The following is a 13,448-nucleotide window of genomic DNA, read 5'->3' on the forward strand; positions in this document are numbered from 1 at the left end:
AATGCGTCAACGCCTATGATCGGTTATCCAACATTTCGTGCGGGACCACGGGCACCGGCCGGTCGCGGTCATCGACCGCGACCATCACGAAACGGCCGTGTGCCGTGAGTTTGCGGGCACCACTCATCAGGTCTTCCGACCACAGTTCCACGGCAACGGTCATGGAGGTGCGCCCGACGGCAACAATCGTTGCGACCGTGTCAACGATCGCGCCGACCGGCACGGGCGCGCGGAAATCGACACGCTCGGAGGCGGCCAGCACGGTGATGCGCCGGCCATGGCGGGTCGCCGCCACGAAAGCCGCCTTGGTCATGACGGCGAGCGCCTCGCCGCCGAACATGCGGCCTGAACTGCTGGCCTGATCGGCAAAGACGATGTCGCTTGTGATGAGCCCAGCTTGCGGCGCATCGGCGGTGTCACAGAGCGGCGGCAGGCGCCAGTCCGGCCCCTTGCTTTCCGGCACCGCGACCATATTGAACCCACCACGGGTGCACAGCCGGCGCTCACCGGAGAGAAGGTCCTCCGCCGTCATTTCCACCTCGACGGACATCGACTTACGACCAACGCGCAGGGTGCGCGCGCGAAGCTCGACCATTTCCCCCACGCGAGCGGGCGCCTCGAAATCGACGCGGTCGCAGGAGGCCGTCACAAAGGGCACCCGGCCGTGGCGGGTCGCGGCGATGAAGGCGATGCGATCCATCAGCGCCAGTCCGGCGCCGCCGAACAGCGTGCCGTGGTGGTTCGTATCACCGGGAAAAACGAGATCGATGAGGCAACTCGGGAAAACAGACATGAGATCAATTCCTTCAATCGGCGGCGTCCGGCCCGGTCGCGTGACGGCGAACAGTCGCTCGTCCTCGCGGCAGCGCGGTTTGACGGGCCAGCCTTTGCAGGCCGTTCTTTTCGAAGAGATCGTTCAACGCTTCGGCCAGGATGACCTGATGGGTGACGTTGCGCTCTTTCGCGAGCCGGCTGATCGCGTCGAGCACATCGGGCGGGAAGTGTCCGGAGACCTGGCGTCGGCCAATCCGGCTGGGACGTCTGCTCATATCAGCCCTCCTCAAGCGGCGAGAACGATTTCACCTGTCAGGCCGGCGGACCTGACGACATGAGGACGGCCCGGGTTTCCCCGGGCCGCCGGATGATACTATCGGGCGGCGTGGCGCAATTGCGCGGCGGCGGCGACCATGTTGACGAGCGCGGGCCTGACCTCTTCCCATTTGCGGGTCTTGAGGCCGCAATCGGGGTTGATCCACAGCTGGCGATCCGCCAGGCGCTGGCGGGCGAGCGACAGGAGATCGGTCATCTCACCGATATCGGGCACGCGCGGCGAGTGAATGTCATAGACGCCGGGGCCGATCTCGTTGGGATACTGGAAGTTCCTGAAGGCATCGAGCAGCTCCATCTTCGAGCGCGAGGTCTCGATGGAGATCACGTCGGCATCCATGGCGGCGATGGCCGAGATGATGTCGTTGAACTCCGAGTAGCACATGTGGGTGTGGATCTGCGTCTCGTCCGCCACGCCACTCGAGCACAGGCGGAAGGATTCGACCGCCCAGTCCAGATAATGCTGCCAGTCCCGATGGCGCAGCGGCAGGCCTTCGCGCAAAGCGGCCTCGTCGATCTGGATCATCTTCGCGCCGGCCGCCTCGAGATCGGCGACTTCGTCGCGGATGGCGAGCGCGATCTGCCGGCAGGTGGCGCTGCGCGGGATATCGTCCCGCACGAAGGACCAGTTGAGGATCGTCACCGGGCCCGTCAGCATACCCTTCACCGGCTTTTCGGTCAGCGACTGCGCATATTGCCACCAGCGAACGGTCATCGGGTTCGGCCGCGAGACGTCCCCGAAGATGATCGGCGGGCGGACATAGCGCGAGCCGTAGCTCTGTACCCAGGCGTGCTGCGTGAACGCGAAGCCGGCAAGCTGCTCGCCGAAATACTGCACCATGTCGTTCCTTTCGAACTCTCCGTGCACCAGCACATCCAGCCCGATCTCTTCCTGCCAGCGGATGGCCGCTGCCGTCTCCTTTTGCAGGAAGGTCTCGTAATCCTTGTAGCTCAGCGCGCCCTTGGCGTGGGCGGAGCGTGCCTTGCGGACTTCGCTGGTCTGCGGGAAGGAGCCGATCGTCGTTGTGGGGAAGAGCGGCAGGTCGAGAGCCTTTGCCTGGAGCGCGCGGCGATGCTCGAAGGGGCTCTTGCGGTGCGTCATCGCCGCATCGATGCCGGCAATGCGGCCCTGCACCAGCGGATCGGTGACCTTCGGCGAGGACGCACGGGCAGCCACCGCCTGCGCGGCATCGTTGATCGCCTCCCACACGGCATCCCTGCCCTGTGCAAGCCCCTGGCCGAGCGTTGCAAGCTCGCCGAGCTTCTGGGTGGCGAAGGACAGCCATGTTTTGAGGTCTGCGTCGAGCCCGGTTTCGAGCGCAAGGTCGATCGGCACATGCAGGAGCGAGCACGAGGCGGCGACTTCGAACTTGTCAGCCCCGCGAGCGGCGACGACCGGTGCCAGCCGCTCCAGGATGGCGGCAAGATCGGCCCGCCAGATGTTGCGCCCGTCGATGACGCCGAGCGAAAGGACCTGATCGGCCCGGGCAACCTTCAGGATTGCATCGAGCTGGTCCGGCGCACGCACGAGATCGACATGGAGGCCAGCGACCGGAACGGCGGCCGCGGCATCGAGATTGTCCCCCGCCGCGCCGAAATAGGTGGCAAGCATGATGTTCAGGCCGGGTGCGGCCTTGGCGAAGGCCTCATAGGCCAGTTTGAAGGCGTGGCGCTCGCCTTCGGTGAGGTCGAGGGCGAGGATCGGCTCATCGACCTGCACCCAATCGGCGCCGGCGGCGCGCAGCCGGCGGAACAGCTCTTCATAGACGGGCAGCAGCTTCGCCAGAAGATCGAGCGGCTTGAAGGTGGAGGGGCGCGCCTTGGCGAGCTTGAGGAAGGTGACCGGCCCCAGAACGACCGGGCGGGTGTGGATGCCGAGCGCCTTGGCCTCGAGGAAATGATCGACAGGCTTCTGTGAGGTCAGGGCGAAAGCCTGATCCTCGGAAACTTCGGGCACCATGTAGTGGTAGTTGGTGTCGAACCATTTGGTCATCTCGAGCGCGGGAACGCCGTGGCCATGGTGGGCATGGCCGCAATCGGCGTGGCCATCGCGCTCACTGCCGCGCGCCATCGCGAAATAGGTGGCAAGCGACACGTCGCCGCCTGCCCAGCCATAGGCCGGCGGAATGGCGCCGACCATCACGGCCGTGTCGAGAACGTGGTCATAAAGCGAAAAATCGTTTGAGGGGATCTTGGTGATCCCGCTGTCGCGCTGGAGCGCCCAGTTTTCGGCGCGCAGCTTCCGGGCGGTTTCGAGCAGGTCGGCCTCGGCAACCTTGCCGGACCAGAAGCCTTCCAGCGCGAATTTCAGCTCGCGGTGACGGCCGATACGCGGAAAGCCGAGCGAAGCGACGGAGAGAGTTTTGTTGGACATGGACATACCCCATTGGTTTGTGGGGGCATGGGTAAGCGGACGCGTGCAAAAGCCGCCGCAATCGACGGGCTGCAGCAACCACCGGGACACCCCGCCCGTGGACGTTATTTCGTCTTGGCAGGTCTCCTGGCTCACGGGTCATCGCCGCTGTCCGTCTTCCCAAGGCATCGCCTCAGTGACATCGCTGGACAACAGCTCGCCGTTTACAGTTGCGGGGGCAGCCCCGGCCTTGCCGATCATCTCGGCGCACCGGATTCCCTCTTAGCCCCGAAGCAGCAGAACTGCCCCGGGGAACCATGACACGGGCATATCGCCGGACAATCGTGGGGAAGTCAATACATATAAAGAAATCTTTATGTCTTTATTCGTTTTGGCGGCACTTTGGCGCGCCCAGGCGCCAAGATGTTCTGTCAGCGGCCAGACGAGGAGCCGCGCTTGCGTCGCCAGCCAATAGCCTTTTTCAGCCGCCGAAGTGGAAAGTCTCGATTGACGCGATGACGCCTCGCCCATCGCCATCCGGTGTCTCTCAAACCGAGGTCTCTGGCGAATAGTCAGAAACCACCGACTCCAGACGGCCGGCACTTGGGCGTTCATCAGGGACGGCTGATCTCGTCGAGATACCACTCGATGTAGCGCAGCTCGTTCTGCTCCATCGGCGCAATCGGGCCAGGCACGAAATAGTGCGACTGCACGCCGCGTGCGGTGTGCTCGATGATCGCCTTGTCCTCTTCCGTCGTAACCTTCCACAGCCAGGTGAGCTTGGCGAGGTCGTAATCCCTGCCCTCCTCCGCCTTGCCGTCGACCAGCCAGATCAGTTCCATCTCGCAGCTTTCCGCGGATTTCGGAATGAAGCGATAGATCATGCCGTGATCGGGATAGCAGACGAGGAACGTGGTGCCGCCGAGATGGATGGAGGTGACGCCGCCATCGAAATCGGTGAAGCGGCCCATCAGCGGCGCGACCGCCTTGCCGTCCTCGCTGCCGCTCTGCACGCCGTCATAGAGGGCATAACGGAAGGCGTGGATCGCCTCACGGCCCTCCCGGGACGTCTGCCAGTGATTGCCGGAGCCGACCTCGATGCCGAGCGCGCAGGTGCGCGCCTCCATCGCCTCGTTCAGCGCCTCGATCATGTGCAGCGGCTGTTCCAGCGCATGGGTCTGCGAATATTCCGGATGCGCCGGGCCGCAATGATAACATTCGACATAATTTTCAACGGCGAGCTTCCAGTTCGCCGCCACCGGATAGGACTCGCGATGGGCCACCTTCGCACTCGCCCAGCCATATTGCCCGCAGGTGGCGTGCAGCAGGTTCTCGACCTCGGAGAAATCGAGCGGCTGCTCGGCGAAGGAGATGAAGATCAACCCCTCGACCACGCGCACATTGAGCGTCTTCAGGCCATGATCCTCGCGTTTGAAATCCTTCGGCATCAGCCTCGCGGCCTTGAGGCTGCCGTCGTTGCCGTAGGTCCACGCATGATAGGGACAGACGAAGACGCGCGCATTGCCCTTCTGTTTCGTGCAGACCTCAGCGCCGCGATGGCGACAGACGTTCAGCACCGCATGGATGCTGCCATCCGCAGTCCGTGTGACGATCACCTGTTCCGTGTCGATGCGGAAGACCTCGAAATCGTTGACGTTCGGGATCACGCTCTCATGCGCGATACAGTGCCAGTGCCGGCGGAAGACACGCTCCATGTCGCGCCGGTAAATCTCCGCATCCTGATAAAACGCCCGCGCCAGCCCATGCCCCGCCCGATGCCCCGCCACGAGACCATCGATGCGATCGCCAACACCATCGATTACAGCTTCAAGAGCACTCATCCCGCGCATGACCTTCAATGACAATTTGAAGGCAGTATTCCGGGGTACCTGGCGGCCGACAAGATGGCGGAGAGAGGGGAATTAATCGAGCAGGTCGATTAGAGCGCCGCTCATGCGGCTTGTTCGACAAAGCCGGAACCGCCGGGGCTGCTGACGCCGCCTAGACTGGCTGGGCTAAACGCTCTTCATGCTCACCCCGCATACGGTCTTCCTGCGCGAGACTAATCGCGAACACGGCCGCCGCTCCCAGAATGAAGAAGGATTCCCCCAATGCGAGGCGATTATTGGAGTTTGTCGTTATCGTGCAGAAGAAGAAGAAGCTTAAACTGTAAAGATAGGCCGTTAGGCTTGAGGAAATGAGGCCGCCACTGTGCGCAGCATTGATGCGGCGGACAGCGGTCGCGACAAAAACAAGAAGAAAGGCCATTCCGAGAATGCCATGGCGGACCATGATTTCAAGATAGCCGTTGTGGATCAGAGTGAAACCGACATCCGCATAGGTCGTCTTGCGCCACTCACGCAGCCATTCATTGCCCCATCCCACAAACGGAGCAGCCTGGATCAATTCAATGGCATTCGACCATAATTTCAGACGCTCGCGCATGGACGATGGTGTTGCAGGATCAACAATCGCCCTTTGCATGGACGCAATCGGCCCCTCGGTCGCAACGGTATCATCCGTCAGCTTCGCAGCCGCTTCGATAGTGGGGCCAGCCACTTTCTCGACATAGGAGGCGGAAATCAAAGCCACCGCCACTGCCGTCAACAGGAGCCCGCCCAAGAGATGAAGCCGCCATCTGCCCGCATAATGGAGCAGCGCGAGAATAGCCATGAGGGCCATGACAAAGACCAGCGCCAGCCAAGCTCCTTTTGAGTGCGCGCCCAGAGCGCCAAAAAGACTGAGAATGGGTGTGAGTACGCCCAGCCCCACCATCGGGAATTTGAAACGGCCTTTCAAACGCCCGGTTTCAGCCGCGTAGAGCAGCCAGAAGACCGAGGTCAGAAAAAGCATGCAACTGCCGATCCCGGCATGAATGGGATTGTGGTGGAACAGTGGCGCCGCCCTCTCGCCCGCAATGATGACCGCAGGGTTCAGCGTGGCCACGAGCGCCACAAAACCGACGACGACAGTCAGCGTGGCACCCGGGAAAATATAGGCTCTGGTGGCGTAGAGGGCGACGCCAACAAGCGGAAAGACGGCTGGGAAAATGTAGAGCCATTCCGACGTGCCCTTCTCCCCGGCGACAAATACACCATAGAAAAAGCGGCCTGCCGTGTAAAAAGCCCAGACGTAGCAGGCGACCGCCAGCCAGTCTCGCGAAACGCGCCGGATGCCATCCCTTTGCCAGACAACGGCAAACACAACCAGTACTATGGAGACATAGCGGTAGGTATCGCTTTCTAACAGCATGGCGGAAGCCATGAGCGCCCATAAAAGAGCAAATATTACGGCGTTCATACCGGCGCGCGATACCGAAAGCTGTTCAACCATTTCGCGCATATCCGATCCTGCGAACAGCCTCTACGATGCGGATAGCGTATGTCCTTAGCCGCTTCCACCAGGGAAACTTGGCGGCACGGTACAACGAGCTTGTTGCAATCGTTGTGCTGTCACGCCCTGGTACGGCCACGTCATGACGCGTCGTGTAGACTTTGGCACCGTAAGCCCATCCACGTTCCAGAGCGACATCCCAAGGGTATTCCATGATTTTCAGGCCTTCGAGCACGCGCTTGGCGCCTTTTCGCGTAACAACATAACACGCGGCGGATCCTTGCGGACCATGTGCGGCACGGCCAATCTCATCGCCTTCTTGCGAGTTGGCGACATGCCTGAAGCCGACGACACGGTGGTTGCATAGCTTCACGACATCTGCATCCGGAATGGCTTCTATTATGGCTACGGCACGGGCAACAAGTGTGGTTGAAAGCTCGATGTCATCTTCGACGATGACGCCCGCGGCTTCGCCCGTTGCGTAAAATTCCGCCAGAGCCTTCAAATGGCTTCGATAGCAACCATACTCACCCGGCAGCATGGTGCGGCCGTTGTTACGCTCGAACGCTCTCGCATCACAATCGACACGTTCTTCCGGCGGCGTCTTTACACCGTCGACTCCGGCGACACGAACAAGGCCAAAGCCTAAATCGTCCGCACGCCTAGATAGACTAGTCCAGCGTTCAACCGAACGATCCAGATTAATCGCGTAAATGCGGATGTCCATGTCCAAACCATCTTCTTGGCGCGCAAATAGCCGGTAAATGCGACGGCAAATAAAGCCTTAGGTATTTGGCATGCGCGTAACACTCTCAAGCGCATCTCCGCAAGTGGCGCGTCGTCAGGTCAACAGGGGGATCTGAACATGCCGATTTACTTGGACAAAAGAGTTAAATGGCTGGGGCGCCAGGAACATAATCCAAGTTTCTCCAGGGCATTGTTTCCATTCAACATATTGCAAAATCTGACATATCTCGGCTAGAGGTGTTCCGGTTTACTGTTCCTGTAACCTGTTCCGAAAGCCCTTTTCATGGCCCGACGCTCCAATCTGATCCGCCGCGAAGGCGGCACCTATTATGCTCGAATTTATTTCCCGACGGATCTGAGAGATCACTTCCAGAGCGAGGACAAAAAAGTGTCTCTGCGCACGAAGGACGAGACCGTCGCCAAGCAGCGTCTGTATCCCGAACTCCAGAAGTGGGAATCCCTTTTCGAAGATATCCGTTCTCGTCGGGACGTCACCGTCAACGACAAGGCAGTCGCGGTTTGGGAGCACTACGAGGCAACGCTCCAACAGTACGACCGGAAGCAGCTGACGATGCCGACACCCGTGCAGATCGACACAGAGCTGCAACAGCTATATCGCCGGATCGACATGGGCGAAATCTCGTCCGACGACTTCTACGGCATGATCAATGCATACACGGACTACGAACTCATGGTGAGAGCTCGTGCCGACGATGCAAATCTGCGCGCTCGCCGCTTGAACCTGCTGAAGGAGGCGCTGGGCTCGGGAAGCACCAAGCCGGTCGCCACGGCTGCGCGTGATTTCATCACACGTCATCGTATCTTGATCGATGCAGGCTCTGACTCACACCGTGAACTGTGCAACCTGCTCATCAGAGCCGAGATCGAAGCCCTGCAGCGCACCACGGAGCGCGACAAGGGCGATTTCACCGGGGTGCCCAAAGACCCAATCGTGAAACCTGCTGCCGCCACCGTACGGGAGGTTGCCGCCCCAGGCGAAACCATCATGGAACTTTTCGAGGTCTATGCCAGGGAGAACCCAAAGAGCATCACAGCCGACACCATCAACCAGGCTAGACGCGACATCGGCACATTCGTCCAGCACGTCGGCACCACCTGCCCGGCAGCCCGGATTGACAAGAAGGCCGTTCGTGAGTGGAAAGCGCTCTTGATGAAATATCCCGTAAAAGCAGCGGAGATAACGGCGTTCAAGGGCATGAACATCGCCCAGATCGTTGAACACAACAAGGCCATAGGCAAACCGGTCCTAACTTCTCGAACGGTCAATCGATACCTGGCAAGCTTAGGGTCGTTCTGCAATTGGCTGGTGGCGCATGGTTATATCGACAACAATCCGACTTCGGGAATGTCGCTGGCAAAGGACAAGCGCAAGAAGGTGTTTCCGTTCACAGTGGAGCAGATGAACGTCTTGTTCCGCTCTCCCCTGTTCACTGGTTGCGAAAGCGACGAAGCACCTCGTTTCTGGAGTAAGCCTGGTTCAGTAAAGATCCGGGACCATCGCTACTGGGTGCCGCTGATCATGCTCTATTCAGGTGCCCGACCAGCCGAAATCGCGCAATTGGCCATGAGCGACGTTAGCGAGCAGGACGACACCTGGATCATGAATATTACCGAGACTTCGGATGAAGGCGAGGAGGACCTGAAGAGCGTCAAGACGCTCGGCTCACGTCGTGTCGTGCCGATTCATCGAGAACTGGAACGGCTAGGTTTTCTAGAGTACCTCGAAGAAACAAAGAAAGCTGGACATACGCGTGTCTTTCCGCGCGCCATCAGGAATGCTCGCGGACAGATGATCGCCGAGTTTAGCCGGGAGTTCAGCCGCTATCTCACCAAGCTTGGATTGAAGAAGGGGCGCGGCCTTTCCCTCTATTCATTCCGTCATGGCGCCGTGGATGCTCTCAGGCGAGCCGGCTACCTCGATGAACAATTCAACTTCATTTTTGGACATGGCAATGGCAATCTTGTGACGCGCGGTTACGGCGTTCTGGTTCAGGGTATGCTGGCGCAGCGAGTGGAGCTGGTAAACGCGATTGATTATCCGAAACTGAAGCTAGAGCACATCCGGGTATAGATGAATCGATTGTGATGTGACGCGCTGGCTGATTTTTTTGCTTCAACATACACTTGACGGAGGTTGTTTATGGCCAGAGCGCTCGGCGAAGATTTGCAGTTGCCTGTCTTGATAGTTGCAAGCGAAGGGGCATCGGCCCGGCAGGCGACATCCCGATTTGGCGTGGGAATATCGAGCGCGATCCGCTGGATCGCACGGGCGAAGATCGGCGAACCGCGCCCCAAGGGCGACGGCGCGGCTCGCGCCTCGACGGATATGCAGACTTCATCGTCGGGATGATCGAGGAGCGCAAGGACATCACGTTAAACGAGATGGTCGGGCGCCTGGATACCGAGCGCTACATGCGCATCAGCCGAAGCGCCTTTAGCGACTGGCTTGGCGGGCACGGGCGCCTCGTTGACCTCACTGCTGGTGAAGTCGAAGCCGTTCAGATCACGATAGGCTGGAAAGCGTGCCGTCTTGAGCTGGTAGGCCGTCGATCGCACTTCACGTTCCGCGGTCTCGGCCTTGAGGAGCTGCGATAGGATCGGGATGGCAGCCTCGAACGCCGGCGATCCCTGCTCGGTGAGTTCGCCAACGGCCTGGGCCATGCCGTGCATCTTCAGTTGCCGCAGCATGATGACGACAGCGCCGCTTGCCGGATTATGACGCATGGCTAACCTCCGTCTTTCTCAGCGCATCGTAACGTTCGACATTCGCCTTGGGCTCATTGGTGAGCGTCAAGGCCTGAGGCGCGTCGATGGTGGGCGGTGTGAAGGATTTGCCGTCGACGAGGCGATGCAGCAGGTTCAGCACATGCGTCTTGGTCGGAACGCCGGACTTCAGCGCCATGTCCACGGCCGACAGCACGGCCTGTTCGTCATGCTGGAGAACAAGGGCCAGGATATCGACCATCTCGCGGTCGCCACCCGGCTTCTTCAGGAGATATTGCTGCAAGGCCCGGAATGCCTCCGGTAGCTCAACGAATGGAGCGCCATTGCGAAGAGCACCGGGCTTGCGCTGCACCACCGCCAGATAGTGCCGCCAGTCGTAGATGGTCTGTCCTGGCCGATCGTGAGAACGGTCGATCACGCGGCGATGCTCGCAGACGATCTGCCCCTCCGCTGCGACGACGACACGATCCGGGTAAACCCGCAGGCTCGGCGAAGGATGCCGGGACGCTGTAGCGATTGCGCTCCAGATGGATGAGGCAGGTTGGCGTAACCCGCTTTGTATACTCGACGAAGCCGTCGAACAGGCGGGTAATACGCCCTCTCACTGATCAGAACCCATTTGCCCATTCTCTGCGTCCGATTGACATGATGCGCCAAGGCTGGCTTTCGAGTTTCCGCCAGGCATCACAGCAATGGTCGACGATGTCGTCGTAGGATTTGAAGACGCGGTTTGAGAGCCAGTTCTCGCGCATGAAGTGCCAGAGATTTTCGACCGGGTTCAACTCCGGCGATTTCGGCGGGAGTGGAAGGATGGTGATGTTTTCGGGCACGACGAGATTGTTGGACATGTGCCATCCCGCCTGATCCATGATGAGGATGGCGTGCGCGTCATCGGCGACATGGCGGGCGATTTCGGCCAAATGCCGGTTCATCGCGTATGTGTCGCACCACGGCATGACCAGCGCTGCCGCCTTGCCGAGCTTCGGGCAGATTGCGCCGAAGATGTAGGCCGACCTTGTACGCTGATCGTGCGGCGCGGAAGGCCGCGTTCCGCGCCTGGCCCAGCGACGGGTGATCTTGTTCTTCTGGCCGATACGCGCCTCATCCTCGAACCAGATTTCTATTCTTTTGCCTTTCGCTGCGCCGGCGGCAATCTCTGCCACAGCGGTAGGGAAGCTTTTTTAAAATCCTCAACGGCTTGAGGGTCTTGCGCGTGATGTCTGGGCCGGGCAGCCAGCTGGACCCCTCTAAAAACCTCCCCCTTTTCGGCAAATCGTGATTCCCTCTGACATGCGTGATTTGGCGGGAGCAGATGATGCGGGGACAGCCTGGTTTCTTTGATCTGGACGAGCGTTATGAACGGCTGAGCGCCGTGGGCGATCCGCTCGAGAAGCTGAATGCCATCATCCCGTGGCCTGTGTTCGAGAAGCCGCTGGCCAAGGCGCTGAAGCGATCGGATGGATCAAAGGGCGGGCGTCCGCCGTTTCCGGTGGTGCTGATGTTCAAGATCCTGGTGCTCCAGGCGCTCTATAATCTCTCCGACGACCAGGCCGAGTTCGTCATCCAGGACCGGCTTTCGTTTATGCGGTTCCTGGGGCTCGGCCTTTCCGACAAGGTGCCGGACGCCAAGACGATCTGGCTGTTTCGCGAAAGTCTCGTGCGAGCCGGTGCCATTGATAATCTGTTCGCTCGCTTCGACAAACATCTCTCGCGGTCCGGGTATCTGGCCAAGGGCGGGCAGATCGTCGATGCGACAATCATCCAGGCTCCGAGGCAGCGCAATAACCAGGAAGAGAAAGACGCATCAAAGCCGGTGAGATACCGCAGGACTGGAAGGAGAAGCCCGCCAAGCTTGCCCAGAAGGATCGCGATGCGCGTTGGACGGTGAAGTATTCCAAGGCGAAGCAGCCGAGGGAAACGCCGAAATCAGCGCCAACGAAGACCCATGACATCGCCATTCCGATGTTTGGTTACAAAAATCACGCGGGCATCGACCGGGCACATGGCTTCATACGGGGATGGACGGTGACAAGTGCGAGCGCCCATGACGGTGCCCAACTCCGGAATGTCGTGACCAAGGACAATACCGCCTCAACGGTCTGGGCCGACAGCGCCTACCGATCCAAGACGAACGAGGAGTGGCTGGTAAGGAATGGCCTGAAGTCGGACATTCATCAGCGAAAGCCGAAGGGCAAGCCAATGCCGGAAACGACGTCGCGGGCCAACGGGCGACGATCCAAGATCAGGTCCGCTGTCGAGCATGTCTTTGCAAGGCAGAAGGACAAGATGAAGCTCTTCATCAGGACCATCGGGATTGGAAGGGCCGAGGTGAAGATTGGCATGGCCAATATCGCCTACAACATGCTCCGATACGTCTTCCACGAAGGTCGCCATGCCGCCGCATGACGACGGCCGCCCCGCAAGGGGCGGGAATGCCAATACAGACAGTTCAAATATCACCACCGAAAGCGGCGGCAGGCTCAGATCGCCCCGTCAATGCAGGAAATCGGGGTAAATCGAGGTGTCCAGCTTGCGATAGCCCATGGCCCACACTTCGCGGCTCAGCGTTTGTTCGCTCACGGAAACGCGGAATTCTTCCCACAGCCATTGCGCCAGATCGCATAGACGCCAGCGAACGACGCCGTCGAGATAGGGTGTCGGCCCATGCTCGATGGCCTGCGCCAAGGCCGCACGCTGATGATCGTTCAACCGCGACGGATGACCGGGAGCCTTGCCATTGACCAAACCATCGGGGCCGCGTTCGTTGAAGCGCAGGACCCAGTCCCGAACGATCTGGAGCGTGACATTGCCGAGGCGGGCGGCATCAGATCGCGAGCCTCCGTCATAGATCGACGCCAGTGCCAAAAGACGTCGTGCCTGGGCTGCGTCCTTCGTCTGCCGCGCCAGCCGTCGCAGGCCGTCTCCATCAAAATCTTCCCGCAAAGAAATCCCTGACCGCATCGAACACCTCCGGTGCGCACCAGAGATTCAGATTCACCGCGTTTTGGGAAGGCCAAAGAGTCGAGGTTAGTGAGGCGGCGTATTATGTCCGGGATGATCGACCGTTCGGAGGCCTCTCACCGCCGGCAGCCCTTTACTATGCCTCGCGCGATCGGCGGCAGGAACATCCGGAGCGCCACCTGAAGACCTTCACCGGTATTCT

The 13,448-nt window shown here is 60.1% G+C and carries 7 protein-coding genes, 6 pseudogenes and 1 riboswitch; of the genes and pseudogenes, 3 read left to right on the plus strand and 10 right to left on the minus strand.

The features are described from left to right. Positions 1-13: 13 nt before the first annotated feature. From MKI86_RS04100 to MKI86_RS04125, 6 genes are all read right to left on the minus strand, one after another. Complete coding sequence (locus MKI86_RS04100; RefSeq protein WP_241597670.1) at positions 14-793, minus strand: acyl-CoA thioesterase; 780 nt, start codon at positions 791-793, stop codon at positions 14-16. Positions 794-806: 13 nt separating this feature from the next. Beyond that, a complete protein-coding gene (locus MKI86_RS04105; protein ID WP_241597672.1) occupies positions 807-1,049 on the minus strand; it encodes a ribbon-helix-helix domain-containing protein in 243 nt (80 codons plus the stop codon). 98 nt (positions 1,050-1,147) lie between these two features. Next, positions 1,148-3,481: a 5-methyltetrahydropteroyltriglutamate--homocysteine S-methyltransferase gene (gene metE, locus MKI86_RS04110; RefSeq protein ID WP_241597673.1), complete on the minus strand. Its 2,334-nt coding sequence runs from the start codon at positions 3,479-3,481 to the stop codon at positions 1,148-1,150. A 99-nt stretch (positions 3,482-3,580) separates the two neighbouring features. Beyond that, positions 3,581-3,795, minus strand: a riboswitch (cobalamin riboswitch). Between the two features lie 279 nt (positions 3,796-4,074). Next, the gene (locus MKI86_RS04115; RefSeq protein ID WP_241597675.1) at positions 4,075-5,301 is read right to left on the minus strand and encodes an aromatic ring-hydroxylating oxygenase subunit alpha; all 1,227 of its coding nucleotides are present in this window, start codon (positions 5,299-5,301) and stop codon (positions 4,075-4,077) included. Positions 5,302-5,461: 160 nt separating this feature from the next. Next, entirely contained in the window at positions 5,462-6,802 is a 1,341-nt protein-coding gene (locus MKI86_RS04120) for an O-antigen ligase family protein (RefSeq protein WP_241597677.1), read from the minus strand. Continuing rightward, positions 6,786-7,520 (minus strand): glycosyltransferase family 25 protein, encoded by a 735-nt coding sequence (locus MKI86_RS04125; RefSeq protein ID WP_241597679.1) that lies wholly within the window; start codon positions 7,518-7,520, stop codon positions 6,786-6,788. The genes MKI86_RS04120 and MKI86_RS04125 overlap by 17 nt, the downstream gene beginning before the upstream one ends. Before the next feature lie 303 nt (positions 7,521-7,823). On the opposite strand from MKI86_RS04125, the gene MKI86_RS04130 reads away from it, so the two are divergent. Beyond that, on the plus strand, positions 7,824-9,632 hold the full coding sequence (locus tag MKI86_RS04130) for a site-specific integrase (RefSeq protein WP_241597692.1): 1,809 nt from the start codon (positions 7,824-7,826) through the stop codon (positions 9,630-9,632). Positions 9,633-9,701: 69 nt separating this feature from the next. Beyond that, positions 9,702-10,021: pseudogene (locus MKI86_RS04135) on the plus strand (IS630 family transposase); the annotation flags it as partial. Here the strand turns inward: MKI86_RS04135 and MKI86_RS04140 are convergent. From MKI86_RS04140 to MKI86_RS04150, 3 pseudogenes are all read right to left on the minus strand, one after another. After that, positions 10,016-10,285 (minus strand): annotated as a pseudogene (locus tag MKI86_RS04140) (ATP-binding protein); the annotation flags it as partial. The pseudogenes MKI86_RS04135 and MKI86_RS04140 overlap by 6 nt on opposite strands. Then, positions 10,275-10,872 (minus strand): annotated as a pseudogene (locus MKI86_RS04145) (Mu transposase domain-containing protein); the annotation flags it as partial. The pseudogenes MKI86_RS04145 and MKI86_RS04140, both read right to left, overlap by 11 nt. Before the next feature lie 21 nt (positions 10,873-10,893). Beyond that, positions 10,894-11,540: pseudogene (locus MKI86_RS04150) on the minus strand (IS630 family transposase); the annotation flags it as partial. A 60-nt stretch (positions 11,541-11,600) separates the two neighbouring features. Between MKI86_RS04150 and MKI86_RS04155 the strand changes: the two are divergent. After that, positions 11,601-12,691 (plus strand): annotated as a pseudogene (locus tag MKI86_RS04155) (IS5 family transposase). Positions 12,692-12,811: 120 nt separating this feature from the next. On the opposite strand, the pseudogene MKI86_RS04160 reads toward MKI86_RS04155, so the two are convergent. After that, positions 12,812-13,246: pseudogene (locus MKI86_RS04160) on the minus strand (helix-turn-helix domain-containing protein); the annotation flags it as partial. Positions 13,247-13,448 lie beyond the last annotated feature (202 nt).

It is taken from the genome of Shinella sedimenti, from assembly GCF_022601905.1.
GTDB classification, from domain to species: domain Bacteria; phylum Pseudomonadota; class Alphaproteobacteria; order Rhizobiales; family Rhizobiaceae; genus Shinella; species Shinella sedimenti.

What these genes read in the sequence shown, in the direction of transcription:
- MKI86_RS04120 (WP_241597677.1), bottom strand. Translation starts at nt 6,802, where the DNA reads ATGCGCGAAATGGTTGAACAGCTTTCGGTATCGCGCGCCGGTATGAAC.
- MKI86_RS04115 (WP_241597675.1), bottom strand. Translation starts at nt 5,301, where the DNA reads ATGAGTGCTCTTGAAGCTGTAATCGATGGTGTTGGCGATCGCATCGAT.
- metE (WP_241597673.1), bottom strand. Translation starts at nt 3,481, where the DNA reads ATGTCCAACAAAACTCTCTCCGTCGCTTCGCTCGGCTTTCCGCGTATC.
- MKI86_RS04105 (WP_241597672.1), bottom strand. Translation starts at nt 1,049, where the DNA reads ATGAGCAGACGTCCCAGCCGGATTGGCCGACGCCAGGTCTCCGGACAC.
- MKI86_RS04100 (WP_241597670.1), bottom strand. Translation starts at nt 793, where the DNA reads ATGTCTGTTTTCCCGAGTTGCCTCATCGATCTCGTTTTTCCCGGTGAT.
- MKI86_RS04130 (WP_241597692.1), top strand. Translation starts at nt 7,824, where the DNA reads ATGGCCCGACGCTCCAATCTGATCCGCCGCGAAGGCGGCACCTATTAT.
- MKI86_RS04125 (WP_241597679.1), bottom strand. Translation starts at nt 7,520, where the DNA reads ATGGACATCCGCATTTACGCGATTAATCTGGATCGTTCGGTTGAACGC.